Genomic DNA, 25,275 nt, shown 5'->3' with positions numbered 1-25,275 from the left:
TTCAGGCCGATTTCAATATGACAATTGCCGTCGCCATGCCCACGGCGGCGCCGTCCTGCACTTCGGATGCGACGACTTTCTCGATCGTGAGGCCGCTTGCCTTCACAATGGGAGCGAGTGTCGAGGGGGTCCACATCCGGTCTCGAAGATCGCATACCACGCCTTCGATATCTCCGCTTTCGTTCCGTCCTGATTGCGCGAAGACCGATCGATGCATGATCAGCTTGTCACTGTCGTATTTGTAGGCCCACCAGATGAGCGCGGCTTCGCCGTTGCTGCGCCGAAATGGCACAACCGTGCAGCGCTTGTCCATGAACGCAAGACGCTCGGGTGTACCGTCGCCGAAGACGGCGACCATGATCCGCGACCCGGAGTCGCGCAGCTGAGCCTTCGCGCTACAGAGCAACGCTTCGAGCTTGTTGTCGTCCAGAATGAAATTGACGGTTGCATCGCCGAAGGTGACGACGTCGAATCGGCGTCGCGTGATCGATGTCGGAAGGTCGAATATGTCCCCCCGAAGCGCGTGAATGTGGCCGTGATTGATGGACGCTTCGAATCGATCGATGGCGATGGGGGAGATGTCGATGCCAAAACTCTCCTGCAGTGAGAATTTTTCGGCGAGGTGCAGGAGCAGTCTGCCGTCGCCACAGCCCAGATCGAGAATGCTGTACCCATCCCGGACGATGGATTCTGCGGCGGCGAAATCCCATGTCGCGCGGACTGTTGTCGATTCATACTCGTCGAACAGTGGTTCGTCGAAGTAGTAATGGCTGACTCGGAGATTCGCCACGCCCGATGACACGATGCGATCCAACGGGGCTTGCAGGTTGATCGATTTCGTATCGCCTGGCTTTGATCCGAAGCGTCCTATTGCATCCATCATCAAGCTCCTTTTGTCATCATGCCGGGTCGGTTTCTGACATTCAACGCGAAGCCGCATGCACCGGTGATTGCCGTTGCGACTCCAACTGCTACGAGGGCCATGCTCACATGCGCGGTACTGATCATGCCGGCGCTCATGAAACCGAGAAATACCGAAGTCTGGATGCAAAATATATAGGCCGGCATCAGGTTGACCCGCTGCTTTGGAGGGATCGCCTTCATCATGAAACTCGACGTGAGCGCGTTTTGGATGCCATTAGCCAAGCCGATCACAAACGTCGCGCACATGATGACCCACGCGGTGTCACTCAACGCGAGCCACAAGATGCCGAAGCCGATGACGCCGGCGGCAATGGACGCGCCAGCTGCATCGCCGAACCTCGCCAATACTCCGGAACAAGCAACGGGACCGACGATGAGCCCCACACTCAACGCGCTGACAACCAATCCGTATATTTCGGCACTGAACTGCAGATCGGTTCGAATGCGAAATATCAACAGAACGTTGAGCGTGGAGGTCAGCACGACAGTCACCCACAACGGGGCGACCGCGCGGGTCACGCCGGCGGTGCGAAAGAGGCCCGGCAGGTCCAGCCGGCCCTTTTGCTTGTCTTGCTTGGGCAACTGGCCGGATTTTTGAACGAAGGAATCCAGCGCATTGAAACAGAGCGCGGTGACGGGCGCAGCGACCAATACCAACAACGCCAGCAGCAGCAAGCCCCGCGAACGCTCGGCCATGCCGTATAGCAATCCGCCGAGAGCCGGGCCACCGACGTAACCCATGTTTCGCATGGATTGCGTAATCCGGTTGATGCGATCGATGTATCGTTCGTCTCTTGCGTAGGTCGGAATGGCGACCATGATTGCCGCCCACAGCAGGGACCCGGTGGATCCGAGCGCCATTGACACGGCGACGTAGCCCCAGAACTGATTGGCCAGGGACGCGATCGCGATCAGAAGCGACTGAAGGACGAATATCGCAGGAATCGTTTGGCGAGGCCCGCTTCGCTCGAGGATCACCGGAGCGATCGGACCGGAAAGAATGCCTCCGATGAGACCCGCGGCGAGCAACATCGATACGGAGGAAGTGTGATCGGCCAGTCTCAGGGCAAAGGTCACTTGAGCCGCTTCATCAGCGAAGCTGCCAAACGACAGGCAGATACAGATAAAAACGAGTGCCCATCGACCTCTGAGCCCCATCAAAGCGCACCCCATTGCGCCAGCGAAGCGGTGACTCTCAGGAGGTCATCATTCAGCGATGGGTCTTGCTTGCGTGACATATCCGCAATGTTCACGTGTTGACCGGTGGACAAGCGATTCAGAAAGTCGTGCATTACGCGACTGTATCGGAAGCTGCTGCAGTGGCCATTGGCCGCGACCAGGATCTCGCCATCCTGCAATACCGGCATCCACTGCAGCGTGCTGATGGCGTTGAGGGAGATGACGTCGTCCAGTTCATCGACTTCGACGATCGGACGACCGACATTCAAGCGGCTACTGGTATCCGAGATGAGTTGGGAAATCATCATTCGTCTTTTCAGAGATGCACCGGCGAGCAAGGCCTGCAAGGACGAAAGCAGCAGCTCATCATCGGGATTGAGGCTTACGATGCCGGAGGAGCGCACGTCATGGCGTGTACGAGTGGGCACCGGAAGCTGGCCCTTCACGTAGTTTGCATTTTGCTGCGTATCGCTGCCGGTTTCCCAAAAAGCGATATTCACGTTTGCCGATACGTCGGATCGTGTTTCGGCAACGTGCAACCAGTTCTCGGGGAAATAGGTTACTCGATTCGTTTTGTTCTCGAGCGGAGTGCTCTCGGGCTTGAATGGTTCGTAATCGGGAAATCGTATTCCAGCGAGATCCGACCTGCTTCCAGGCCAGGTGAACATCGTTTTCCCGTCGCGCAGGGTGAATCCGAAATTATGCGCGTGATCGGCATGAATTCCGATATAAGTGGATGAATATCGTCCAATAAAGCAATCAATGTCGACGCGGCCACCTGGACGATAGCCTATCGATGAGGCAAGCTGGTCTGAGAAGGACTTTGCGACGTCCCAAATGACAGGGCTTGCCGCGTGAAGTCCATAGTACATGACCGTCCATTCGTCGTCGCCGGCAAGACGCGCGATTCTCGATACATAACCGTCAAACGTAGTGTCGGTCGGAAGCACGAGAAAGTCAGGGCGCGGCTCTGGAGTGCGCTTTCCATTGAAGGCGGTTATGGCTTCAGAATGAGCGTTGCGAGATCGAATGTCGTTCGTGCAAGTGGAATATTCCTTGAGTGCATCCAGCACATCTTTATCGTTGAATGGGATCTGCGATATGGTGAGCTCCGCCGCTTGCTTCCCCCATAATTCATTCACAAATTTCGGCGACAACAACGCGACCATATTCGACTCTCCATTCAGCGAAACATGGGCAGGTGAGCAAGAGGCCAAAGCCCTTGCCCACGGAGCGGATTCAGCGGTGTATGCGTATTACTGCGGGTTTCATGCAGCTTCTGCGACAGCCGAGACTTCCTCGTCGTTACGCTGAGCGTATTTGACGTTGGCCACGACCGGCTCGATTTCGATGTCGTTACGCTGAGCGTATTTGACGTTGGCCACGACTGGCTCGATTTCGACGTCATTACGCTGCGCGTATTTGACGTTAGCTACGACCGGCTCGATTTCAGCAGCGGTCAACTCTTTACTTCTCGTTATGTTTTTCAAGGAAATCGTCATATTGATGCTCCTTTTTAACGAAACGAAATTTAGGGAACGTGGTGCGCACATCCTCGTTTTTCATTGAGAGGTTGCCCGCCATGTGAGAGTGCACCAAATGAAATGTGAGTGTCAAGCATTTGTAAGAAAATTAAAGTCAAAAGACATTCCATGCACGAAGTGTGCTGGATGAGTTTATCTGCCGATGGTTATTGATTTTGGTGCTTGATAGCCTGTCAGAATTATTGGGATTTATTGAGATATTTATCTGATCAGACATCCGACTCTAAACTTCTAAAAAGTCAAAACATGATCCGACCCTTCGGAGTTTTTTTGCAGATAACGCGAGCGGGGTTTTTCATGAGCGCTTCAGAGGGGCGCCATACATCCGAGCCGGGTGCGGTCGTCCGATGTGGTGCAGCCAAATGAAGGCGTGCTCGACGATCTACCGGGCTGTGCCGAAACCATCGCCATTCAACTAATACCGGCGGGCAAGCTGGATGGAGACGCCGGCGGAATTTCTAGCGCACCACCAACGCCGGCGCGGTCTGAAGCTCGACGAGAAGATCGTTGTCGGCGGCGAACTGCATCGCGAACTCGAACGCATCGGCGCACACGCCACGCAATTCGTCCGACACGAACAGGCATTTGACGCCGCCGTCGACGACCGGCATCGCGAGCCGCGACAGCGCGCACGGATAGCCGGGCCGCCGCTCGCCGACGAACAGCGTGATGACGCCCGCGAGCCGTTCGGGCCAGTCGCTCGGGCGGAACGTCTTGTGTGCGCGGGTGATGCCGCGGATCAGGTGGCCGTCGATGCGGCCGCGTGCGGTGATGTCGATGCGATCCATGCCGTGCGTATCCTTTGGCTTCATTCGCCGCCGTCGGCTGCCGCGTCGCCGCGCGCTGGAATCCGCAGGTTGCGCAGCTTGTGATAAAGCGTCTTCTTCGGCATGCCGAGCGCAACGCTCGCATCCGCCACGTTGCCGTTGTGACGCCGCAGCATGTCCTCGATCAGCATCCGCTCGAAATACGCCATCTGCTCGGCAAGCGTGCCGCCCGCCGCCGGTTCGCCACCGGACGACAGCAGGCTGTCGCCGGTCAGCCCGAGCACGAAGCGATCGGCCACGTTCTGCAGTTCGCGCACGTTGCCGGGCCATGCATGCGTCATCAGTTCGGACACCTGCGCAGCGGTGACGACCGGCGCCGGCTGCCCGAAGCGCCGCGCGGCCGCGAGCACGAAATGCTCGAACAGCAGCGGCACGTCCTCGCGCCGCTCGCGCAGCGGCGGCAGCTCGATCTGCGCGACGTTGAGCCGATACAGCAAGTCCGCGCGGAAGCGCCCGTCGGCCGCGAGTTCGGAGAGATCGGCCTTCGACGCGGCGACGACGCGGCAATCGACCGGAATCAGCTCGTTCGCGCCGAGCCGCTCCACCACGCGTTCCTGCAGCACGCGCAGCATCTTGATCTGCAGCGGAATCGGCATCGTCTCGATCTCGTCGAGAAACAGCGTGCCGCCGTGCGCCCATTCGATCTTGCCGATGCGCTTCTTGATCGCGCCGGTGAACGCGCCGGCCTCGTGGCCGAACAGCTCGCTCTCGAACACCTGCTCGGGCAGGCCGCCGCAATTCAGCGCGACGAAATGCGCATCGCGCCGGCCGCCGAAGTCGTGCAGGCTGCGCGCGATCAGTTCCTTGCCGGTGCCCGTCTCGCCGGTGATGAGCACCGACACCGACGTATCGGCGAGGCGCAGGATCTTCTTGCGCACGTCGGCCATCGCGGGCGACTTGCCGAGCACGAACGCCTCGATGCCCTGCCAGTTGTTGAGCGCCGCGCGCAGCCCCTGCACCTCGAGCGTGAGCCTGCGCTTCTCGACCGCGCGCGCGACGCGGCCGGCGATCACGTCCGACGAGAACGGCTTCTCGATGAAGTCGTATGCGCCGTCCTGCATCGCGCCGACGGCCGTCGAAATGTCGGCGTGGCCGCTGATCAGCACGACCGGAATCTGCGTATCGACGGCCATCACGCGTTCGAGCAGCTGCAGCCCGTCGATGCCCGGCATCCGCACGTCCGACACGATCACGACGGGTGCGCCGGGCGCGACGTGCGCGAGCGCGTCGGCGGCCGACGCGAACGCGTCGACCGGGAACCCCGCGAGCGCGACGGCCTGCTCGACGCCGATCCGGACGTTTTCATCGTCCTCGACGACCAGCACGCGAATCTCATCTTCCATGCTCTGTCCTTTGTTGCGGCGTGACCGCCGCGAATTCGATGGTGAACTGCGCGCCGCCGGCGTCGCGGTTCGTCGCGGCGATCTTCGCGCCGAACGCCTCGACGATGCGCGACGTGATCGCGAGGCCGAGCCCGAGGCCCTGGCCGCGCGGCTTGGTGGTGACGAACGGCTCGAACAGGTGCGGCAGCACCTCCGGCGCGATGCCGGCGCCGCTGTCGGCGACGGTGAGGCGCACGCGGCCGGCTGCGTCCGCATCGTCGGCTTCGATGACGATGCGCCGCACGGGCGCGTCATGCACCGCGTCGAGCGCGTTGCCGAGCAGGTTCACGATCACCTGCTGCAACTGGCTCGATTCCGCGGATACCGTCGTGCCGGGCGCGATGTTCACGTCGAGCTGCACGCCTTCGTCGCGGATCCGCGCATCGTAGATGAGCCGCGCGTGCGCGACGGCCTCGTTCAGCGACACGGCGACGCGCTCGACGTCGGGCTTGCGCGCGAAGGTCTTCAGCTCGCCGGTGAGCACGGCCATGCCGTCGACCAGCTTGCCGATCCGTTCGAGATTGGCGTATGCCGGCGCCGGCTGGCCGCGCTCGAAGAACGTGCGTGCGTTGTCGCACAGCGTGCGGATCGCGACGAGCGGCTGGTTCAGCTCGTGCGTGAGGCCCGCGGCCATCTGCCCGAGCACCGCGAGCTTGCCCGCGTGCACGACTTCCTGCTGCGAATCGCGCAGCCGCTGCTCGGTGCGTTCGCGTTCGACGATCTCGCGCTGCATCCGCTCGTTCGCGGCCGTCAGCGCGGCCGTGCGCTGCGCGACGGTCAGCTCGAGCCGGTCGTTCGCGCGGCGCAGCGCGTCCTGCGCGTTCAGCCGCGCGACGATCGCCCGGCGGCGCTGGATCGCGTAGCCGACCAGCAGCGCGGCGATCAGGAACGCGCCGGTGACGAACACGAACGCGGTTTGCTGCTGGCGCCGCGCGCCGGCGATGTCGAGCAGCACCATCAGCGAATCGCCGGCCTGCGGCGCGGGCCGCGACATCACGAGATAGCGTGTGCTGCGGCCGGCGTGACGCGGATCCGGGAACGTGCCGAACCATGCGGCGGCGCTGCGGTCGCCGATGTGGCGGTACGGCAGCACGTCGACCGTGCGGCCCGCGTATTGCCGCGACGCCTGGATGTCGCGCTGCTGCTGCGCGGTGATCGGGCGCAGCGCGGTGAATTTCCACGCCGGCTCGGTCGAGATCACGACCACGCCGTTGCCGTCGACCACCATCGCGGCGACCCCCGGCGCGCGCCATGCGGATTCGAGCGGGTCGACGCTGATCTTCACGGCAGTCGCGCCGATCGGCACGCCGTCGTCGCGCACCGCGCTCGCGAAGTAGACGCCCGGCACGCCGGTGTTGGTGCCGATCCCGAAGAAGCGGCCGCTGCCGTGTGCCAGGGCATCCTTGAAGTACGGCCGGTACGACACGTTGGTGCCGACGAAGCTGATCGTCTCGTTCCAGTTGCTGGCGGCGATCACTTCGCCTTGCAGGTCGATCACGTCGACGGCACCGCTGCCCGCGTCGCGGTTCACGGCTTCGAGATACGTGTTCACGGTGTGCGTGAGCGCGGGCCGGTCTTGCGGCGTGGCGCGCAGCAGCGTGCGCACGCCATCCTGGCGGGCGACCAGGCCGGGCAGGATCTCGAAGCGGCCGAGTTCGCTCTTCAGGCTCGACGCGTACAGGTCGAGCCGATGCGCGCCGGTTTCCTCGAGCGCGTCGATCGCGCGTTCCCACGCGAAATCGACGGCCGCGCCCGCCACGCCGACATACAGCACGGCGGCCGACGCCCACCCCCACCACGGGATTCCCTTGAAGCTCTTCTGCACGTTCGCCCTCATCGAAGCCCGCAACCGGTCGTCCGCAACCGGTCATTCGCAACCGGCTCCCGGAGCGACGCGCCGAATGACGCGCGCCGCGCGCCGGCAGGGCCGGCGGCGGCGCGTGCGAAGCAGCCTGCGCGACGGTGCGCGCAGCGGCGCGTCATCCGAAGTGCGCGACCAGGATCAGCGTCACCGTGACGACGATTGCGCCGCCGATGCGCGTCGCGATCTGCGCGAACGGCATCAGCTGCATCCGGTTCGCGGCGGTCAGGATCGCGACGTCGCCGGTGCCGCCTTGCCCGCTGTGGCAGGCGTTCACGATTGCGGTGTCGATAGGGTACATCTTCAGCAGGCGGCCGACCACGAAACCCGTGCCCATCAGCGTCGCGACGGTCGACACGATCGTGACGACGTTGACGATCGTGAAGGCGGCGGTCAGCTTGTCCCACGGCGTCATCGCGACGCCGATCGCGAACAGCAGCGGATACGTGACGGCGGTCGAGAAGAACTTGTAGACGACGAACGCGCCTTCCTGCAGCGGCGGCGACACCGCGCGCGCGAGCTTCACCAGCACCGCGAGGAACAGCATCGCGACCGGCGCGGGCAGGCCGAACAGCTTGTGCGCCATCAGGCCGACGAGGTACAGCGTGATCGCCGTGATGCCGGCGCCCGCGATGTGCGTGACGTCGACGTGGCCGCGGATTTCCTCGCTTTCCGGCGTCATGTCGCCGCTTTCGCCGACCTGCAGGCGGCCGTTGCCGGTCAGGTGCGGCAGGCGCTTGCCGAGCATGTCGAGCGCGCCCGACAGGATGATCGCGGTCAGGCTGCCGAGCATTACCGGCGGCAGCACCATTGCGAACATCTCGCCCTGCGGCAGGTGCATCAGTTCCGAATAGCCGATCGACAGCGGAATCGCACCTTCGCCGACGCCGCCCGCCATGATCGGCACGACGATGTACAGCAGCGTGTGGCGCGCGCCGAGGCCGAGCGCGGTGCCGACCGCCGTGCCGACGATCGCGGCCGCGACCGAGCCGGCGGCGAGCGGAATGAAGATCTTCACGAAGCCCTGGATCAGCACGCGCCGGTCCATGCTCAGGATGCTGCCGACGATGATCGACGCGATGAACAGATACAGGAAGTTCGTCGACTTCGTGAACTCGACGGTCAGGTTCAGCACCGGCTTCGGCAGCACGTGGTAATAGGTGAGCGCCGACGGCACGAAGGTCGCGAAGATCGCGGCCGCGCCGATGTTGCGCAAGAGCGGCAGGCGCTTGCCGAGTTCCGCGCAGGTGAAGCCGAAGAACGCGAGCACGGCGATCGCCATCGAGATCTCGCCGGGCACCTTGCCCGTCACCGCGAAGCCGACGATCAGTCCGAACAGGATCACGTAGACCGGTAGCGGGATGATGCCGATGCGGATTTCCATCAGCTTCCACCAGCCTTCAGGCCAGAAGCGCTCGCGCGCGGCGGGACCGGCTTCGGCAATCGGCTCGGCACGGGTGGGGGTAGGGATTGAGGTCTGCAAGACGTGTCTCCTGATGTTGGAATGCCTGCATGGCTTCGCGGCATCGTGTGCCGTCTATTACGCAACCCCCGTGCCAGAAATCCGGCCTGCCGGAATATTCGCAATGCATTGATTCATAACGGATTTGTTTCGTCTGCGGAAAGGGTTGCAGCCGCAGGTGGCCGAGATTTCGGAATTCGCCCGCCGGCCAGGCCGAGATTTCGGCCAACTGGCCATCCGGGCGGCCGCCCGCGCGGCGGATCGCGTGCCATATCGCCGCACGCGATTTTCTTCGCACAATCGCTTCGTAGACCGCCTTCCCGCCGCTCTCTATCATCGGCTGATCCTTTTCCGATGCGACGACGACTGTCCGGAGAACGCCCGCGCGTTCGCCGCGGCGTCGCTCATCCGTCGATACCGTCTTTGGACAGGAGAGTGGTTCCCATGCTGCATGCCGTCTTTTCCACCCGCTTTTCCCCCGGCCGCGTGGCCAGCCTGCTGGTCGCCGCGCTGCTCGGCGTCGCGATGCTGAACGGCGCGCGTGCCGATACCGCGCCGTTGAAGGTCGGCATCTCGACGAGCCCGCAGATCGATGCGCTGAAGATCGCCGCGAAGGAGGCGAAGGAGCAGGGCCTCGACGTGCGGATCGTCGAGTTCACCGACTGGAATACGCCGAACGCGGCGCTCGCGAACAAGGACATCGACGTCAATTACTTCCAGCACATCCCGTTTCTCGAGAACGCGAAGAAGCAGGGCGGCTACAACTTCGTATCGATCGCGCCCGGCACGATCATGAAGATCGGCCTCTATTCGAAGAAGGTGAAGCGCTTCGACGAGCTGAAGGACGGCGCGCGCGTCGCGATCGCGAACGATCCGGTGAACGGCGGGCGCGGGCTGTTGCTGCTGCAGCGCGCGGGCCTCATCACGCTGAAGCCGGGCGCCGACTACCGCGCGACGACGCACGACATCGTGTCGAATCCGAAACACCTGAAGATCATCCCGCTCGAAGCGTCGCAGCTCGCGCGCTCGCTCGACGACGTCGACCTTGCGCAGGGCTACCCGAGCTTCATCAAGCTCGCCGGCACGACCGACCCGAACAGCGCGCTGCTGTTCGACGGCACCGAGAACAAGAACTTCGCGATCCAGTGGGTCGTGCGGCCGGAGAGCGTGAACGATGCGCGCATCCGCAAGTTCATCGCGATCTACCAGCACTCGCCGGCGGTGCGCCGGGCGCTCGACAATGCGTTCGGCTCGCTGTACGCGATCGCGTGGTGACGGAGGCGACATGACGACGGCGAACCGCAAGAAGATCCTGCTCAACGCGTTCAACATGAACTGCGTCGGGCACATCAACCACGGGCTGTGGACGCATCCGCGCGACCGCTCCGCGCACTACACCGATCTCGACTACTGGGCCGATCTCGCGCGGACGCTCGAACGCGGCAAGTTCGACGGGATCTTTCTCGCGGACATCGTCGGCGTGTACGACGTGTTCGGCGGCGGCCCGGACGCCGCGCTGCGCGAATCGGTGCAGGTGCCCGTCAACGATCCGCTGCTGCTCGTGCCCGCGATGGCGCAGGTCACGCAACATCTCGGCTTCGGCGTGACCGCGAACCTGACCTACGAGCCGCCTTACCTGTTCGCGCGCCGCATGTCGACGCTCGACCATCTGACGAAGGGGCGCGTCGGCTGGAACATCGTGACCGGCTATCTCGACAGCGCCGCGCGCGGGATGGGCCTCGCGCAGCAGATCGGCCACGACGACCGCTACGAACGCGCGGACGATTACATGGACGTCGTCTACAAGCTGTGGGAACAGAGCTGGGACGACGACGCGGTGATCCGCGATGCGCACGCGCGCGTGTTCGCGCAGCCGGGCAAGGTGCGGCGCGTGAAGCATGAAGGGCCGTTCTATTCGGTCGACGCGATTCACTTGAGCGAGCCGTCGCCGCAGCGCACGCCGGTGCTGTACCAGGCCGGTTCGTCGGCGCGCGGCGTCGAATTCGCGGGGCGGCATGCGGAATGCGTGTTCGTGAACGGACAGAGCAAGGCCGCCGCGCGCGCGGCGGCGCTCGACATTCGCGCGGCCGCCGCACGGCAGGGGCGCGACCCGGCATCGATCCGGATTTTCGCCGGCGTGAGCGTCGTGACCGCCGAGACCGAACGTCTCGCGCGCGAGAAGTTCGACGAATACCGGCGCTACGCGAGCCCGGAAGCCGGCCTCGCGCATTTCGCGAGCTCGACCGGCATCGACTTCGCGAAGTACGGCCTCGACGAGCCGATCTCGTACGTGAAGACCGACTCGATCCAGTCGGCCGTCGACGCGATCTCGCGCAAGAGCACGACCGGCACGTGGACCGTGCGCCGGATGCTCGAACAGATGTCGCTGGGCGGCCGCTATGCGCCAATCGTTGGTTCGCCGTCGCAGGTCGCGGACGAACTGCAGTCGTGGATCGACGAGACGGGCATCGACGGTTTCAACCTGACGCGCACCGTGATGCCCGAGTCGTTCGAGGATTTCGTCGACTGGGTCGTGCCGGAATTGCAGAACCGCGGCGTCTACAAGGAAGACTACGATCCCGCCCCGACGCTGCGCGAGAAACTGTTCGGCGCCGGCGCACGGCTGCCGGCCTGGCACACGGGCGCGCGGCACCGGCCCACCGCCGCGCCGGCGACGGAACCCGCGCATCCCGCGCATGCATGAACGTGACGGAGCGAAGCGATGACGCAATTGTTCGATACGCTGGGTTTCATCGAGGCTTCGGCCGCGCGGGCCGGCGCAGGCGCGCACGCACAAGGGGCGCTTGACGAAGCGGCCGCGCGCGCCGACGGCGCCGCCGTGTCGCTCGCGCACGTCGGCAAGGTGTTCTCGACGCCGCGCGGCCAGGCCGCCGCGCTGCGCGACGTGACGCTCGACGTGCGGCGCGGCGAGGTGTTCGGGATCATCGGCCGCAGCGGTGCCGGCAAGTCGACGCTGCTGCGGCTCGTGAACGGCCTTGAGCGGCCGAGTTCTGGCAGCGTGCGCGTGCAGGGCGTCGACGTCGGCGCGCTCGACGAGGACGGGCTCGTCGCGCTGCGGCGTCGCACCGGCATGGTGTTCCAGCATTTCAACCTGCTGTCGGCGAAGACGGTGTTCGAGAACGTCGCGCTGCCGCTCAAGATCGCCGGCGTGCCGAAGGCCGAGCGCACGCGCAAGGCCGAGGCGCTGCTCGACCTCGTCGGGCTCGCCGCGAAGCGCGACGCGTATCCGGCGAGCCTGTCGGGCGGCCAGAAGCAGCGCGTCGGCATCGCGCGGGCGCTGGTGCACGACCCGGAGGTGCTGCTGTGCGACGAGGCGACCTCGGCGCTCGATCCCGAGACGACGCAATCGATCCTCGCGTTGCTCGCCGACATCAACCGCCGCCTCGGGCTGACGATCGTGCTGATCACGCACGAGATGGAAGTGATCCGCGCGGTCTGCGACACGGTCGCGGTGATCGAGCAGGGCGAGGTCGTCGAAACGGGCCCGGTGTGGCGCGTGTTCGGCGATCCGCGCCACGGCGCGACGCGGGCGCTGCTCAGCACGCTCGTGCACGACTTGCCGGCCGAACTGGCCGCGCGCGTGCGGCCGTTGCCCGAGCAGGCCGCGCTGCCCGACGGCGCGCAGGTGGTGCTCGACGTTCGCTATACGGGCGAGAGCGGCGGCGAGCCGGACGTCGGCGCGCTCGCGGCGGCGCTCGGCGGTTCGGTGCGCTTTCTGCACGGCGGGATCGAGCGGATCCAGGGCCATGCGCAGGGGCGTCTCGTGATCGCGGCATCGCCGCGCGCGGATGACGCGGGGCAGCAGCCGGCACGCGGCGGCGCGGTCGCGGCACTGCTCGAACGCGCACGCCGCCATGCGAACCACGCGGAGGTGCTCGGCTATGTTTGAACTCTGGTGGCCCGAACTGCTCGACGCGATCCGCGACACGCTGTCGATGGTCGCCGCGTCGGCCGCGATCGCCGCGCTGATCGGCATCCCGCTCGCGGTGATCCTCGTGACGACCGCGCCGGGCGGCATCTACGCGCGGCGCGGCGTGAACGCGGTGCTCGGCGCGCTCGTCAACGTGTTCCGCTCGACGCCGTTCATCATCCTGCTCGTCGCGCTGCTGCCGTTCACGCGCGTGCTGATCGGCACGACCATCGGCGTGTGGGCGGCCGTCGTGCCGCTGTCGATCGCCGCGATTCCGTTCTTCGCGCGGATTGCCGAGGTGAGCCTGCGCGAAGTCGATCGCGGGCTGATCGAGGCCGCGCTCGCGATGGGCGCGAAACGTCGCCACATCGTGTGGCACGTGCTGCTGCCTGAGGCGCTGCCCGGCATGCTCGGCGGCTTCACGATCACCGTCGTCGCGCTGATCGGCTCGACCGCGATGGCGGGCGCCGTCGGCGCGGGCGGGCTCGGCGATCTCGCGATCCGCTACGGCTACCAGCGCTTCGACACCACCGTCATGGTGACCGTGATCGTGATCCTGATCGCACTCGTTTCGGCCGTGCAAATCACGGGCGACCGCCTGGTCCGACGCGTGACCCGGCGTACCTGAGCGGCGCCACGAGCGCCGGCTCTTTTCATTGAAGACCCTGAGAGAACGATACCCATGACCTTACCTACCGGCGCGCCGCGCGAATGGAACGGACAATTCGAGGAAGCGCTGTTTCTGGACGTCGCGCGACGCCATCGCCCCGACTTCCCGGACAAGCTGGCGACACCGCCGCGCGAGCCTCGCGATGAAGACGAACGGGCCGCCGTCGCCGACTACTACACGAAGATGGCGTCGCACGACCTGTTCATCGTGCAGGTCGTCGCGAAGGCGATCGACACGCTGTTCCGCGACGACCCGCATTTCCAGCTGATCCTGTCGCGTCAGCTCGGCGACGACGGCGCGCACGCCGTGATCGGTCGCGAACGCGTGACCGAACTGACCGGCCGCGATCCGCTGCCGGAAGTCGATCGGCTCGTCGCCGCGCACTGGGAACGCATTGGAGACATCGCGGTGCGCGACGTCGCGGGCTTTCTCGCGTTCGAATGGCATTACGAACTGCACATCCTCGCGAAGCTGTGGATTCAGCGCAAGACCGGCCGCATCGCCGACGGCGCGATGCGCGAGCACGGCGAGAACCGGATTCGACCGGACGAGGAGTGGCATCGCGTGCAGATCGTCCAGTGGTGGTTCGACACGTTGAAGGCGCTGCCGGCCGCCGAGCGCGACGCGCTGATCGATCGCGTGATCGCGGCCGACGAGGAAACGCAGGCACGGCTCGACGGTTATCTGCACGACGAATATGCGCACACCGCGCACGTGTTCGGTGCCGATATCGCCGAATACCGCGCGATCTACGACGACTGGCGGCGCGAGATCCTGTCGCGGCTGACCGGCCGTCGACTCGGCGCGCTGGTGCCGCTGTCGAGCGATGTCGTTGCGCACGCAACCGTTGCACAGGAAGCCGTCGCATGAACGATCCTCGCGGCCCGGCGACGCTGGCGCCGGACTCCGACGCCAGCGCGATCGACGCCGATGCGCTGGCGCGTGCGATCGACGCGCTGCGTGCGACGGCCGCCGCGCGCGACCGCGCGGGCGGTCATGCGGCCGACGAGAAGCAGCGGCTCGCCGACGCGGGCCTGCTGACGCTCGCGGTGCCGCGCGAATTCGGCGGACAGGAAGCCGAGTGGCCCGCGATCTACGACACGATCCGGCGGATCGCGCGCGTCGACAGCGCGCTCGCGCATCTGGTCGGGTTCCAGGTCCTGCAGGTGGTGAGCGTCGACGTGTGGGGCAGTGCGGCGCAGCGCGAACGCTATCTGCGCGGCACGGTCGAGCATCGCTGGTGGTGGGGCAATGCCGTAAACCCGCTCGACACGCGGCTGGTGGCGACCGCGACGCCGGACGGCGGCTACCGGCTCGACGGCGTGAAGGGATTCTGCTCGGGCACGCGCGGCTCGCAGCGGATGACCGTGTCGGCGCACGATCCGGAAACGGGCCGCGCCGTGTTTGGCGTCGTGCCGACCGATCGCGACGGGATCACGGTCAACGAAGACTGGGATCCCGTCGGTCAGCGCCAGACCGACAGCGGCAGCGTGCGCTTCGACGGCGTGACGCTCGCGCCGGACGACGTGCTGCACCGGTCCGAGACGCCGCCGACGCCGCGCGCGACGCTGCGCACGCTGGTGTCGCAGCTCGTGTTGACGAACCTGTTCGTCGGGCTTGCGGAAGGCGCGCTGGCCGAGGCGCGCGAATACGTGCTGGCGCACGGCCGGCCGTGGATTGACTCGGGCGTCGCGCAGGCGAGCGACGATCCCTATACGCTGCAGCGCTTCGGCGACATGCGCGTGCAGGCGGTTGCGGCGGCGTCGCTGGCCGATCGCGCGGCTGTCGCGTTGCAGCGGGCATGGACGCGGCGCGACGCGCTGACGGCCGGCGAACGTGCCCAAGTGGCGCTCGCGGTGTCGGACGCGAAGATCGTCGCGCAGCGCGCGGCGCTCGACAACGGCGAGGCGCTGTTCGATGCGTGCGGCGCGCGCGCGACGGCCGCATCGCTCGGCCTCGACCGCTTCTGGCGCAACGCGCGCACGCATACGCTGCACGATCCGCTCGACTACCGGCTGCGCGACGTCGGCCGGTTCGCGTTGACGGGGGAATTGCCGCAGGCGTCGCTGTATAGGTAGCGTCGGCAAGCCGTCCGCCGGCGCTACGCAGCCCGGTGTCGCCTACCAGCGATAGCCGACGCCCGCGCCGGCGCCGAACGAGCCGTGGCCCGACACCGCCGTCGTGATCGAGCCTTTGACGAGCCATTTCGTCGTCGCGACCGACAGGCCGACCGCCATCGCGCTTTGACCGCCGTACGTGCCGCCGCCGAGCGCAACGACCTTCTCGCCGGGCAGCACGGCCTGCGGCAGGTTGGCCATCGCGATCGCGCTCGCCGTGCCGGCGTTCGCGTCCTTGCGGTACTTCGACATTTCTTCGCGCACCGAATTGATCGCGCCGTTCAACTGGCGCACGTTGACGCCGTCCGTCGGCGCAGTGCCGTCGGCCACGTTGGTCAACTGGCGTTCTGCACCCGGCGCGCCGATCGAAACCGTGTTGTCGCGATCCGCGACCGAGTTCGCGCCCAACGCCACGGCATTGTTGGCGCTCGCGCGGCTGTTCGTGCCGATCGCGGTGGAGTCCGTGCCGGACACGTTCGAGCCGGTGCCGATCGCCGTGCCGTTCGTGGCGGTGACCTTCGAATTCGTGCCGATGGCCGTGCCGTTCGTCGCGGTGACGGTCGAATTCACGCCGACCGCCGTACCGTTGTCGCCCGAGACGTTCGAGCCGTTGCCGACCGCCGTTCCATTCGTGGCGGTGACCGACGTATTCGTGCCGATCGCGGTGTCCGTCGTGTCCGTCACCGTGCCGCTCGGGACGCTCGACGAGATCTTGCCGACGGTGGTGGTCAGCGCCGCGAGATCCGTCGTCAACGTCGAAACCTGGCTTGCGATCGAGAACAGCTGCGAACCGTTGACGGCGTCCGTGCTGGTTGAGCTGATTGCACCGGCCGCGACGTTCACGATCTGCCGCTCGGCACCGGCGCTGCCGACGCTGACCACACCGATCGGCGAGCCCGCGAAGCCGCTGTAGCTGACGCCGTTGAGCGTTACGCTGCTCACGGTCGTGAACGCGCGCGTCGCTGCATTCGAGCCCAATGCGACGGAGTTCGCGTCGGCGGCGTTCGCGCCTTCGCCGATGGCGACCGCGTTCACGGCGGATGCCGTCGCGCGGGCGATGGCCACGCTGCCGGTTGCGGACGCCGAGCTGTCGATGCCGAGCGCGACCGCATCGTTGGCGCCGGCGTTCGCCTGGAAGCCGAGGGCCGTCCCGCCGGCTGCCACGCTGCCCTTGCCGACCGCCGTCGAGAACGTCGCGGTCGCGCTCGCGCCTTGTCCGACCGCCGTTGCCTGGTCGACGGCCGAGGCACCCTGACCGAATGCCGACGCGGTGGCTCCATTGGCGATCGCGCCGTCGCCGACTGCCGTCGCCTGGATACCGGTTGCTCGGGTAAGCGCGCCGAGTGCCGTTGCGTGGTCTCCGTTGGCGGTGGAATTGCCGCCGACCGCGGTTGCCTGCGTGCCGGTCGCGCCAGCCATGCGGCCGATCGCGACGGTTTCGCTATAGGCGCCGGTCGACGAACCGGAGTTCGCCACCGCCGCGGTGCCGATTGCCACGTTGTCACAACCCGTTGCGGCCGCCGGATACGTGCTGCTTCCCGAGATCGCGATGTTGCCGACGCAGCCGCCCGACGTTTCGGTCGATGTGCCGTTCTGCACGTAGTCGGCCCGCGCCGGCGCGGAGGCGGCGAATGCGACCATGGCGGCGCTGACCGCGACGGCAAGCGTGGCCTTCGACTTCTTCGGTGCGCGTCGTGCGGAAAGTTCCAACCCTCGTTGATGCTTGTTCATTTCGTGTTCCCAGGCTCAATGTAAAAGTCGTGTTGTGTTTTGCACGGTCCGCGCACGATTTCACGCTCGCATCGAATCGTTCGTGTCTCTTTCGTGACAGGTGCCGCCTGTCCATCCGGCAAACAAAAGGTCTACTAATCAAATTCGACATTCGCCGGTATTGAAGAGACAAGAACCGCGCACGGATCGCAGCTACGTGCTTCGGTCGCGGCCACATCCGGACTTCGGGGATCCGAAGCTCGAGCCGCGACGACGCATTTTGATTGGCCTCGGCCGAGCCTATGTTTGCCGCGGCGTCTGAACGCTATGTTTCGGGAGAAACTCGGTCGGTGAGGGGGGCGGTGGTGGGCAGGTGGTGTGGCGCGCTCGTGCGGGTAGGCGTCTCGTCGTGCGGCACTTCATCGTCGAATTCCGTCCCGACCGTCATTGCGACGGCGGGAATGCCGTAGACATCGACCGCGTGCGGGAACTCGGCTTTCTCGATCAATTTCATGTCGCCGGCGCGCGAGAGCGACAGCCGCGTACCGGGCGGCATCCCGATGCACGGCAGACGCGCGCTTTTCTCGAGCGCCGGATGCTTCGCGGTTTCTTCCTTTCTGATATTCGCCTCGGCCCGCCGCCCGATCGCCGCCAGGAACGAAATGCCGAGAACGATGAAGAAGGTGCCGGAGAAAATCGGGTGCCGCCGCCGGTGTGGCCCGGACGGCGAACGGCATTTCAGGATCTTGTACGAACGGACGTCACTGTAGTGTTCCGGCGCATCGATCCGATGACGGCAGCGCGCACGCCCTCGCCGTTCCGCATGCCTAGATCGGCAGACGTACCGTCTGCTTGATGCGCTTCAGCGGAATCTCGGTTTCGACGTTGCGTACGCCTTCGATCCGGGTGAGCGTCTCCATCTGAAAGCGCTGGTAATCGTCCAGATCCTTCGCGATGACGCGCAGCAGATAGTCGTAGCTGCCGGCCATCAGGTGGCATTCGAGCACCTCGGGCGCCTGCTCCATCTCGCGCGCGAAGCGTTCGACGGTGGTCTTGTCCTGGCGTTCCAGCGTGACGCGCACGAATGCCGTGAATCGCAGCTCGACGGCCGCCGGGTTCAGCAGGGCGACGTATGCGTCGATGACGCCCTGTTCCTCGAGCAGGTGAACGCGGCGCAGGCAGGGCGTGGGCGAGAGGCCGGCCTGCTGCGCGAGCTCGGCATTCGTCTGGTTCGAGTTTCGTTGCAGCGCACGCAAAATGCGCCGGTCGATGGCGTCCAGCTTGATTGGCATTTTTGGCTACCAAGAATGTCGATGATGGAGAATAACTCCAAATCAAGCATCGAAAGTAGCTAATTTCGCAGCCATTCTTCACGGCAACTTGCCGATAATCCGATGACTGCCCGGCCCCGGAGGCGTGTGCGATTCCCGTCCGTCGGCCCGGTGCCGCTTTCAGGAGAATTCCGATGCCGCATGTAGCCTGGTTGCCGTTCATGGCCACCTCCCTTCTGATCATTCTGACGCCGGGCCAGGACATGGTGCTCGTGATGTCGCGCACGCTATCCGGCGGCACGCGGGCGGGCCTCGTGACCGCGGCGGGCGTCAGCGTCGGGTTGCTCGTGCATACGATGCTCGCGACGCTCGGGCTGGGCGCGCTTCTTCAGGCATCCGAATGGCTGTTCACTGCATTGAAGATGATCGGCGCGCTGTACCTGCTGTACCTCGGCATCACGCTGCTGCGTTCGTCCGGCGAGCTGACGCTCGCGAGCGGTCGCGACGCGCCGGCGTCCGGGTTGCGCACGTTCGCGCAGGGCGCGCTGTCCAACGTGTCGAATCCGAAGGTCGCGCTGTTCTATCTCGCGTTTCTGCCGCAGTTCGTGCCCGCGGGCGCCGCGCATCCGATGCTGTCTCTGTTCGTGCTCGGCACGACGTTTGCCGGCCTGACGTTTCTCGTCAAGGGGCCGGTCGCGCTGTTCGCCGGCCTGCTGTCGACGTCGATCCGGCGTAATCCGCGCATCCTGACCCGCATGCACCGGGTGAGCGGCGCGGTGCTCCTCGGGCTGGGCGTGAAGCTGGCGTTCGAGCGTCGTTGACGATGCTCACCGAGCCGGCAGCGCGTCCGCCAGCGCGCGCATCGCGTCCGCCGTTTCCGGATTCGCCGGGAAAAACGCCTCGATCGCGAGTTCCGACAACGTGACGTCGACCGGCGTGCCGAACACCGTCGTCGTGCTGAAGAACGTCAGTTCGCCGGCGGCCGTGCGCAGCCGCAGCGGCACCGCGATGTCCGCGTAGTCGGCGCGTGCACGCGTGTCGTCGGGCTGGCCGGCCGGTGCCGGATACGCGGCGAGTTCGTCGCGCAGCGTGTGCAGCGTGCGGTCGCCGCTCGCGTCGATCTGCTGTTGCAGCCGGTGCAGGATATGCGCGCGCCATTCGTGCCAGTTGGCGATCTGCGGCGCGAGGCCGTCAGGATGCAAACTCAGGCGCAGCACGTTGACGGGCGGCTGCAGGAGCGCCGGATCGGCCTGCGCGACCAGCGCGCCGAGCATCCGGTTCGCGGCGAGCAGCGTCCAGTGGCGATCCACCGCGAGTGCCGGGTAGGGCTCGTGGCCGCGCAGCACGGCTTCGACCGCGTGGCGCGCCGCATCGAGCTGCGGATCGGAGAAGGGCCGCTCGCGAAACAGCGGCGCATAGCCGGCCGCGACGAGCAGTGCGTTGCGCTCGCGCAGCGGCACGTCGAGGCGCTCCGCGAGATGCAGCACCATCTCCCGGCTCGGCTGCGCGCGCCCCGATTCGACGAAGCTCAGGTGCCGCGCGGACACCTCGGCCTCCAGCGCGAGGGCCATCTGGCTCAGGCGCCGGCGTTGACGCCACGTGCGCAGCAGCGAGCCGATGCCGGACGCGCGGCCGGCGGACGGGGGGAGCGATTGAAGGGTGGCGGTCGAGTTCATGACGAGGATGATAGGCAATCCCGCGCGCATCGGGCATTACCTGCGAGGTAAGCATTCCGGATCGATGTGCATCGGGTGTGCATCGCCGCCTCCGCCCGCTGTCGCCTGAAGCTCTCTTCCGCCCCCGCATTTCGATCCCGGATGCACGCCGACGCTGCGTTACCATAGCCCTCGTGCCACCTGAGAGGCGGCACCGGACCCGCGACCACCACGCCCGGGCCGGATGCCGCGCACATTCACGACAAGGCATTCCAGGGGAATCCAACAATGAAAAAACTCGCCGTCCGCGTCGCCTGCGTGGCGATGCTCGCGCTCGCCGCAACCGGCGGCCATGCGCAGACCGAAGCCGCGCAGGTCGAAATGAGGGCCGCCGCCGCGGCCGCCAACAAGGTCGTCGTGAAGGGGCCGGCCGATATCGACGTCAAGCACGAAGCCGTGCTGAAGCTGAAGGAAGGCGAATCGTTCGTGCCGGCCGCCGAAGCCGGACGCTACCTGCGCTCGATGGGCAACTCGATCGACGAATCGAAGCTGGTCGGCCTCGTGCTGCCCGAGGACCCGGACGCCGACTGGATCTCGGTCGTGTCGTTCGAGCCGAGCGGCTACATTCGCGACGACGACGCGAAGGACTGGAAACCCGACGAATTGCTGAAGAGCCTGCAGGCCGGCACCGAGGAAAACAACCCGGCGCGCAAGGAGCGCGGGCTGCCCGAGACCGAGGTGGTCGGCTGGGCGCAGGCGCCCGCGTACGACGCCGCCACGCACCGGCTCGTGTGGTCGGCGATCATCCGCGACAAGGGCGCGGCCGCGAACGCGGAGAGCGACGGCGTGAACTACCGGACGCTCGTGCTCGGCCGTGACGGCTACCTGTCGCTGACGATGGCGTCGACGCTCGCCGATCTGCCGAAGTACAAGGGCTCGGCCGACGACCTCCTCGCGAACATCCACTTCAACGACGGCAAGCGCTATGCCGATTTCAACAAGTCGACCGACCACGCCGCCGAGTACGGGCTCGCGGCGCTGATCGTCGGCGTCGGCGCGAAGAAGCTCGGGCTGCTCGCGCTGATCGGCGCGTTCGCCGTGAAGTTCTTCAAGATTGGCGCGGTCGCGTTGCTGGCAGGCGGCGCGGCGTTGAAGCGCTTCTTCGGGCGCAAGCCGAAGCCGGCGGCCGTGCCGGTCGTCGCCGATGCAACCGACGCAGCCGCCGTGTCCGGCACGGAGCGCAAGGAATGACGAAGCTGCTGCTGCTGATCTTCGGTGGCCTGAAGCTCGGCAAGGTGCTCATGTCGGCGGGCACCATGCTGGCGTCGATCGCGGTCTACGCGCTGTTCTACGGATGGCGCTTCGCGGCCGGTTTCGTCGCGCTGCTGCTGGTTCACGAAGCCGGCCATTACGTGGCCGCGCAGCGACGCGGGCTCGACGTCGGGCTGCCGACATTCATTCCGTTCGTCGGCGCGTGGATCCAGTTGAAGGAGATGCCGCACGACGCCGAAACCGAAGCGTACGTCGGGCTGGGCGGGCCGTTCGTCGGCACGCTCGGCGCGCTGGCCTGCTACGCGGCCGCGCGACACTACGACAGCAACCTGCTGCTCGCGCTCGCCTATACGGGCTTCTTCCTGAACCTGTTCAACATGATTCCGCTGTCGCCATTCGACGGCGGGCGCATCACGGCGGTGCTGTCGCCGCGCATCTGGTTCGCGGGCGTGCCCGTGCTGATCGCGCTGTTCGCGTACCGGCCGAGCCCGCTCCTGATCGTGATGGCGATCCTCGCGTTGCCGCAGTTGAAGCGCGCCTGGCGCTACGATCCCGACGCGCCGGAGAACCGCGCGTACTACACGACGTCGGTCGAGACGAAAACGACTTACGCGCTTTTCTACGTCGGCCTGCTCGCGTTTCTCGCGCTGATGACGTCCGGCGTGCACGACATGCTGCGCGTCGCGCATTCGGCGGCCTGAGCGATGTAAGAACGGCGGCCGGTCGTGCGTGGCCGCCGTCGTCTTTGCCAGCCGCTCGGCAATTGCGCGAGCACGTATGCCTAGTTGAACGCCGCGACGGCGAACAGCATCGCCACGATCCAGTAGCGCACGACGGTGCGGCGGGCGGTGCGCGCGAGATCGATCGGAAGATCGCGAGGGGGATGTTTGATTGGACACTTCAACGTACGTCGTCGTATGACACGACCAGAAGTTCATGAGGCCAAGCCGAACCCGAAACCTCGGGTTTTCCCTTGGCGAAGCGGCGTCAAATGGCCAACATTTGGGCAAAGCCCGAAGGGATAAGGGTTTCGCGCAGAGTATGGCAGGATCGACGATCGGCGCGAATCCTGAAATCGTGTCGGCAGACATCGTATCTGTTGAGCTACAATGAACCAATCATTCCCGAAACACGGAGCACACCCCATGCAACTGACTGGAGAGATGCTGATCGGCGCCGATGCGGTGGCCGGCTCGGCCGGTACCCTGCACGCGTTCGACCCGACGAAGGGCGCGCCGATCGATGCGCCGGCCTTCGGCGTCGCGACGCAGGCGGACGTCGACCGCGCGTGCGAGCTCGCGCGCGACGCGTTCGACGCGTACCGCGCGCAGCCGCTGGCGGCCCGCGCGGTGTTTCTCGAAACGATCGCCGACGAAATCGTCGCGCTCGGCGACGCGCTGATCGAGCGCGCACACGCCGAAACGGGCCTGCCCGTCGCGCGGCTGCAGGGCGAGCGCGGCCGCACCGTCGGCCAGCTCCGGCTGTTCGCGCGCGTCGTGCGCGACGGACGCTTCCTCGCCGCGTCGATCGATCCCGCGCAGCCCGCGCGCACGCCGCTGCCGCGCTCGGACCTGCGGCTGCAGAAGGTCGGGCTCGGGCCCGTCGCGGTGTTCGGCGCGAGCAACTTCCCGCTCGCGTTCTCGGTGGCCGGCGGCGATACCGCGTCGGCACTCGCGGCCGGCTGCCCGGTGATCGTGAAGGCCCATGAGGCGCACCTCGGCACGTCCGAGCTGGTCGGCCGCGCGATCCGCGCCGCGGTCGCGAAATGCGGGATGCCGGCCGGCGTGTTCTCGCTGCTGATCGGCCCCGGCCGCGTGACCGGCGCGGCGCTCGTCAGCCATCCGGGGGTGCAGGCCGTCGGCTTCACCGGCTCGCGGCAGGGCGGCATGGCGCTCGTGCAGCTCGCGAACGCGCGCCCGCAGCCGATTCCCGTCTATGCGGAAATGAGCAGCATCAACCCGGTCGTGCTGTTCCCGGCCGCGCTGGCCGCGCGCGGCGACGCGATCGCGACCGGCTTCGTCGATTCGCTGACGCTCGGCACTGGCCAGTTCTGCACGAATCCGGGCCTCGTGCTGGCGGTCGATGGCCCCGATCTCGACCGCTTCGAGTCCGTCGCGGCGCAGGCGCTCGCGAAGAAACCGGCCGGCGTGATGCTGACGAGCGGCATCGCCGATGCGTATCGCAATGGCCGCGGCAAGCTGGCCGAACTGCCGGGCGTGCGCGAAGTCGGCGCGGGCGAGGCGGCGCAGACCGAATGCCAGGCAGGCGGCGCGCTGTACGAAGTCGCGGCGCCGGCGTTCCTGGCCGAGCCGGCGTTCGGCCACGAAGTGTTCGGGCCGGCATCGCTGATCGTGCGTTGCCGTGATCTCGACGAAGTCGCACGCGTGCTCGACGCACTCGAGGGCCAGCTGACGGCCACGCTCCAGATGGACGCCGACGACAAGCCGCTCGCGCGCCGCCTGCTGCCGATCCTCGAACGCAAGGCCGGGCGCCTGCTCGTCAACGGCTACCCGACCGGCGTCGAAGTGTGCGACGCGATGGTGCACGGCGGGCCGTTCCCGGCGACGTCGAACCCGGCGGTCACGTCGGTCGGCGCGACCGCGATCGACCGTTTCCTGCGGCCCGTGTGCTATCAGGACTTCCCGGACGACCTGCTGCCCGAAGGGCTGCAGGAAAGCAATCCGCTCGGCGTTCCGCGGCTGCGGGACGGAAAGGCGGAGTGACGGTGCGGCGGCGCGGCGCGAAGCCTGGCCGCTTGCTGAACGACTGAAAGCGGGGGCGGCCGGCGGGCTGCCTCCGCTTTTTTCATGATGGCTTCCGCGTCACCGGAATTTCTCCTACAGTAGCGGGGCCTCGGGCCGCCCGGCCCGCAGGCGAGCCTGAGAGACCACAAAATTCCAAGAGGGAACCATCCGATGAACATCAGCAAGCGCGGCGACCACCTGTTCGCCGCCGGATTGTGGAAGGCGATCGGCGACGTCGCGCATTCGGTGCGCAGCCGGATCGGCCAGTACAGCGAAGGGCGCGTGCTCGCGAATGCGCTGCTGGAATTCCAGCGCGACCTGGGCGGCAGCGAATTCGACGTGACCATCAACCAGGGGCGGCCCGTCACGGGCTCCGATGCGCATTCGCTCATGTTCGGCCTCGCCGTGCGACGTTTCCGGCAGGACATGGAAGCGCTGGTGTTCGCGCTCGAGCATCGCCGCAACATCGACGAACGCGACCAGAGCCTGCGCACCGAAGCGCTGATGCAGGCCAACAGCGCGCTTCTGACCGCGAAGCAGTCGGCGACGATCACGGTCGGCCGGTTCTTCGACGCGGTCGTCGATCGCGACGTGCTGGGGCAGATTCTCGGCGACGGGTCGAATGCACGCGTGCGTGCGGGTGCGCAAGGGCAGATCGAAGCGACCCGGATCAAGCTCGGCAACGTGCGTCACCGGATCATCGGCGTCATCGCGCAGATGTGACCG

Annotated in this window: 23 protein-coding genes; 12 read left to right on the top strand and 11 right to left on the bottom strand. The window is 66.2% G+C overall.

Going from position 1 to position 25,275, the window contains the following annotated elements; genetic code table 11:
• Position 1: 1 nt before the first annotated feature.
• The 8 genes from WS49_RS12390 to WS49_RS12355 all read right to left on the bottom strand — a co-directional run bounded on the left by WS49_RS12390 (position 2) and on the right by WS49_RS12355 (position 9,200).
• Positions 2–883, bottom strand: a complete 882-nt coding sequence (locus WS49_RS12390; RefSeq protein WP_179949260.1) for a class I SAM-dependent methyltransferase — start codon at positions 881–883, stop codon at positions 2–4.
• A complete protein-coding gene (locus WS49_RS12385; RefSeq protein WP_059528457.1) occupies positions 883–2,082 on the bottom strand; it encodes an MFS transporter in 1,200 nt (399 codons plus the stop codon). Before WS49_RS12385 ends, WS49_RS12390 begins: the two co-directional genes overlap by 1 nt.
• A complete protein-coding gene (locus WS49_RS35610; protein WP_059528454.1) occupies positions 2,082–3,272 on the bottom strand; it encodes a hypothetical protein in 1,191 nt (396 codons plus the stop codon). Before WS49_RS35610 ends, WS49_RS12385 begins: the two co-directional genes overlap by 1 nt.
• A 99-nt stretch (positions 3,273–3,371) precedes the next feature.
• A complete protein-coding gene (locus tag WS49_RS12375; RefSeq protein ID WP_059528451.1) occupies positions 3,372–3,605 on the bottom strand; it encodes a hypothetical protein in 234 nt (77 codons plus the stop codon).
• A gap of 500 nt (positions 3,606–4,105) precedes the next feature.
• A complete protein-coding gene (locus tag WS49_RS12370; protein WP_059529093.1) occupies positions 4,106–4,435 on the bottom strand; it encodes a DUF3579 domain-containing protein in 330 nt (109 codons plus the stop codon).
• A 20-nt stretch (positions 4,436–4,455) separates the two neighbouring features.
• Positions 4,456–5,817 carry a sigma-54-dependent transcriptional regulator gene (locus WS49_RS12365; protein WP_059528448.1) on the bottom strand — a complete coding sequence of 454 codons (1,362 nt, stop codon included), beginning with the start codon at positions 5,815–5,817 and terminating at the stop codon, positions 4,456–4,458.
• Positions 5,807–7,693 (bottom strand): sensor histidine kinase, encoded by a 1,887-nt coding sequence (locus WS49_RS12360; protein WP_059528446.1) that lies wholly within the window; start codon positions 7,691–7,693, stop codon positions 5,807–5,809. Before WS49_RS12360 ends, WS49_RS12365 begins: the two co-directional genes overlap by 11 nt.
• 142 nt (positions 7,694–7,835) lie before the next feature.
• Positions 7,836–9,200, bottom strand: a complete 1,365-nt coding sequence (locus WS49_RS12355; RefSeq protein ID WP_059528443.1) for a 2-hydroxycarboxylate transporter family protein — start codon at positions 9,198–9,200, stop codon at positions 7,836–7,838.
• A 423-nt stretch (positions 9,201–9,623) separates the two neighbouring features.
• On the opposite strand from WS49_RS12355, the gene WS49_RS12350 reads away from it, so the two are divergent.
• Genes WS49_RS12350 through WS49_RS12325 form a run of 6 tightly spaced genes read left to right on the top strand, consistent with a single transcriptional unit; the run spans position 9,624 to position 15,858 of the window.
• Positions 9,624–10,454, top strand: a complete 831-nt coding sequence (locus WS49_RS12350) for a MetQ/NlpA family ABC transporter substrate-binding protein (RefSeq protein ID WP_059528440.1) — start codon at positions 9,624–9,626, stop codon at positions 10,452–10,454.
• A 10-nt stretch (positions 10,455–10,464) separates the two neighbouring features.
• Positions 10,465–11,883 (top strand): LLM class flavin-dependent oxidoreductase, encoded by a 1,419-nt coding sequence (locus WS49_RS12345; protein WP_059528436.1) that lies wholly within the window; start codon positions 10,465–10,467, stop codon positions 11,881–11,883.
• A gap of 18 nt (positions 11,884–11,901) precedes the next feature.
• Positions 11,902–13,089: a methionine ABC transporter ATP-binding protein gene (locus WS49_RS12340; RefSeq protein ID WP_059528430.1), complete on the top strand. Its 1,188-nt coding sequence runs from the start codon at positions 11,902–11,904 to the stop codon at positions 13,087–13,089.
• Entirely contained in the window at positions 13,082–13,738 is a 657-nt protein-coding gene (locus WS49_RS12335; RefSeq protein WP_047902352.1) for a methionine ABC transporter permease, read from the top strand. Before WS49_RS12340 ends, WS49_RS12335 begins: the two co-directional genes overlap by 8 nt.
• Before the next feature lie 54 nt (positions 13,739–13,792).
• On the top strand, positions 13,793–14,650 hold the full coding sequence (locus tag WS49_RS12330) for a hypothetical protein (RefSeq protein WP_059528427.1): 858 nt from the start codon (positions 13,793–13,795) through the stop codon (positions 14,648–14,650).
• The gene (locus tag WS49_RS12325; protein ID WP_059528424.1) at positions 14,647–15,858 is read left to right on the top strand and encodes an acyl-CoA dehydrogenase family protein; all 1,212 of its coding nucleotides are present in this window, start codon (positions 14,647–14,649) and stop codon (positions 15,856–15,858) included. Before WS49_RS12330 ends, WS49_RS12325 begins: the two co-directional genes overlap by 4 nt.
• 42 nt (positions 15,859–15,900) lie before the next feature.
• On the opposite strand, the gene WS49_RS12320 is transcribed toward WS49_RS12325, so the two are convergent.
• Positions 15,901–17,628: a YadA family autotransporter adhesin gene (locus WS49_RS12320; RefSeq protein WP_059528421.1), complete on the bottom strand. Its 1,728-nt coding sequence runs from the start codon at positions 17,626–17,628 to the stop codon at positions 15,901–15,903.
• 388 nt (positions 17,629–18,016) lie between these two features.
• Between WS49_RS12320 and WS49_RS34970 the strand changes: the two genes are divergently transcribed.
• A complete protein-coding gene (locus tag WS49_RS34970; RefSeq protein WP_156441383.1) occupies positions 18,017–18,463 on the top strand; it encodes a hypothetical protein in 447 nt (148 codons plus the stop codon).
• Here the strand turns inward: WS49_RS34970 and WS49_RS12310 are convergent.
• Complete coding sequence (locus WS49_RS12310) at positions 18,435–18,899, bottom strand: Lrp/AsnC family transcriptional regulator (protein ID WP_082721818.1); 465 nt, start codon at positions 18,897–18,899, stop codon at positions 18,435–18,437. The genes WS49_RS34970 and WS49_RS12310 overlap by 29 nt on opposite strands.
• A 173-nt stretch (positions 18,900–19,072) precedes the next feature.
• Between WS49_RS12310 and WS49_RS12305 the strand changes: the two genes are divergently transcribed.
• Complete coding sequence (locus WS49_RS12305; RefSeq protein ID WP_059528415.1) at positions 19,073–19,699, top strand: LysE family translocator; 627 nt, start codon at positions 19,073–19,075, stop codon at positions 19,697–19,699.
• A gap of 6 nt (positions 19,700–19,705) precedes the next feature.
• Here WS49_RS12305 and WS49_RS12300 read toward each other — a convergent pair whose 3' ends face one another.
• A complete protein-coding gene (locus WS49_RS12300; protein WP_059528413.1) occupies positions 19,706–20,554 on the bottom strand; it encodes a helix-turn-helix domain-containing protein in 849 nt (282 codons plus the stop codon).
• 267 nt (positions 20,555–20,821) lie between these two features.
• On the opposite strand from WS49_RS12300, the gene WS49_RS12295 reads away from it, so the two are divergent.
• From WS49_RS12295 to WS49_RS12280, 4 genes are all read left to right on the top strand, one after another.
• Positions 20,822–21,784, top strand: coding sequence for a DUF2167 domain-containing protein (locus tag WS49_RS12295; protein ID WP_059528410.1), 963 nt, complete (start codon positions 20,822–20,824; stop codon positions 21,782–21,784).
• Positions 21,781–22,506, top strand: coding sequence for a site-2 protease family protein (locus WS49_RS12290; protein WP_059528408.1), 726 nt, complete (start codon positions 21,781–21,783; stop codon positions 22,504–22,506). Before WS49_RS12295 ends, WS49_RS12290 begins: the two co-directional genes overlap by 4 nt.
• A gap of 444 nt (positions 22,507–22,950) precedes the next feature.
• Positions 22,951–24,528, top strand: coding sequence for an aldehyde dehydrogenase (NADP(+)) (locus WS49_RS12285; RefSeq protein WP_059528406.1), 1,578 nt, complete (start codon positions 22,951–22,953; stop codon positions 24,526–24,528).
• 192 nt (positions 24,529–24,720) lie between these two features.
• Complete coding sequence (locus WS49_RS12280) at positions 24,721–25,272, top strand: hypothetical protein (RefSeq protein ID WP_059528404.1); 552 nt, start codon at positions 24,721–24,723, stop codon at positions 25,270–25,272.
• Positions 25,273–25,275: the final 3 nt, after the last annotated feature.

The sequence above is a fragment of the Burkholderia sp. RF7-non_BP4 genome, assembly GCF_001521935.1.
GTDB lineage: Bacteria > Pseudomonadota > Gammaproteobacteria > Burkholderiales > Burkholderiaceae > Burkholderia > Burkholderia diffusa.
The sequence above is the reverse complement of the archived record's forward strand: the minus strand, read 5'-3'. Positions and strand labels throughout refer to the sequence as shown.

Bases quoted from the DNA above. Each gene is read 5' to 3' on its own strand.
- WS49_RS12390 (WP_179949260.1), bottom strand. From the start codon at position 883: ATGATGGATGCAATAGGACGCTTCGGATCAAAGCCAGGCGATACGAAA.
- WS49_RS12385 (WP_059528457.1), bottom strand. From the start codon at position 2,082: ATGGGGCTCAGAGGTCGATGGGCACTCGTTTTTATCTGTATCTGCCTG.
- WS49_RS35610 (WP_059528454.1), bottom strand. From the start codon at position 3,272: ATGGTCGCGTTGTTGTCGCCGAAATTTGTGAATGAATTATGGGGGAAG.
- WS49_RS12375 (WP_059528451.1), bottom strand. From the start codon at position 3,605: ATGACGATTTCCTTGAAAAACATAACGAGAAGTAAAGAGTTGACCGCT.
- WS49_RS12370 (WP_059529093.1), bottom strand. From the start codon at position 4,435: ATGGATCGCATCGACATCACCGCACGCGGCCGCATCGACGGCCACCTG.
- WS49_RS12365 (WP_059528448.1), bottom strand. From the start codon at position 5,817: ATGGAAGATGAGATTCGCGTGCTGGTCGTCGAGGACGATGAAAACGTC.
- WS49_RS12360 (WP_059528446.1), bottom strand. From the start codon at position 7,693: ATGAGGGCGAACGTGCAGAAGAGCTTCAAGGGAATCCCGTGGTGGGGG.
- WS49_RS12350 (WP_059528440.1), top strand. From the start codon at position 9,624: ATGCTGCATGCCGTCTTTTCCACCCGCTTTTCCCCCGGCCGCGTGGCC.
- WS49_RS12345 (WP_059528436.1), top strand. From the start codon at position 10,465: ATGACGACGGCGAACCGCAAGAAGATCCTGCTCAACGCGTTCAACATG.
- WS49_RS12340 (WP_059528430.1), top strand. From the start codon at position 11,902: ATGACGCAATTGTTCGATACGCTGGGTTTCATCGAGGCTTCGGCCGCG.
- WS49_RS12335 (WP_047902352.1), top strand. From the start codon at position 13,082: ATGTTTGAACTCTGGTGGCCCGAACTGCTCGACGCGATCCGCGACACG.
- WS49_RS12330 (WP_059528427.1), top strand. From the start codon at position 13,793: ATGACCTTACCTACCGGCGCGCCGCGCGAATGGAACGGACAATTCGAG.
- WS49_RS12325 (WP_059528424.1), top strand. From the start codon at position 14,647: ATGAACGATCCTCGCGGCCCGGCGACGCTGGCGCCGGACTCCGACGCC.
- WS49_RS12320 (WP_059528421.1), bottom strand. From the start codon at position 17,628: ATGAACAAGCATCAACGAGGGTTGGAACTTTCCGCACGACGCGCACCG.
- WS49_RS12310 (WP_082721818.1), bottom strand. From the start codon at position 18,899: ATGCCAATCAAGCTGGACGCCATCGACCGGCGCATTTTGCGTGCGCTG.
- WS49_RS12305 (WP_059528415.1), top strand. From the start codon at position 19,073: ATGCCGCATGTAGCCTGGTTGCCGTTCATGGCCACCTCCCTTCTGATC.
- WS49_RS12300 (WP_059528413.1), bottom strand. From the start codon at position 20,554: ATGAACTCGACCGCCACCCTTCAATCGCTCCCCCCGTCCGCCGGCCGC.
- WS49_RS12295 (WP_059528410.1), top strand. From the start codon at position 20,822: ATGAAAAAACTCGCCGTCCGCGTCGCCTGCGTGGCGATGCTCGCGCTC.
- WS49_RS12290 (WP_059528408.1), top strand. From the start codon at position 21,781: ATGACGAAGCTGCTGCTGCTGATCTTCGGTGGCCTGAAGCTCGGCAAG.
- WS49_RS12285 (WP_059528406.1), top strand. From the start codon at position 22,951: ATGCAACTGACTGGAGAGATGCTGATCGGCGCCGATGCGGTGGCCGGC.
- WS49_RS12280 (WP_059528404.1), top strand. From the start codon at position 24,721: ATGAACATCAGCAAGCGCGGCGACCACCTGTTCGCCGCCGGATTGTGG.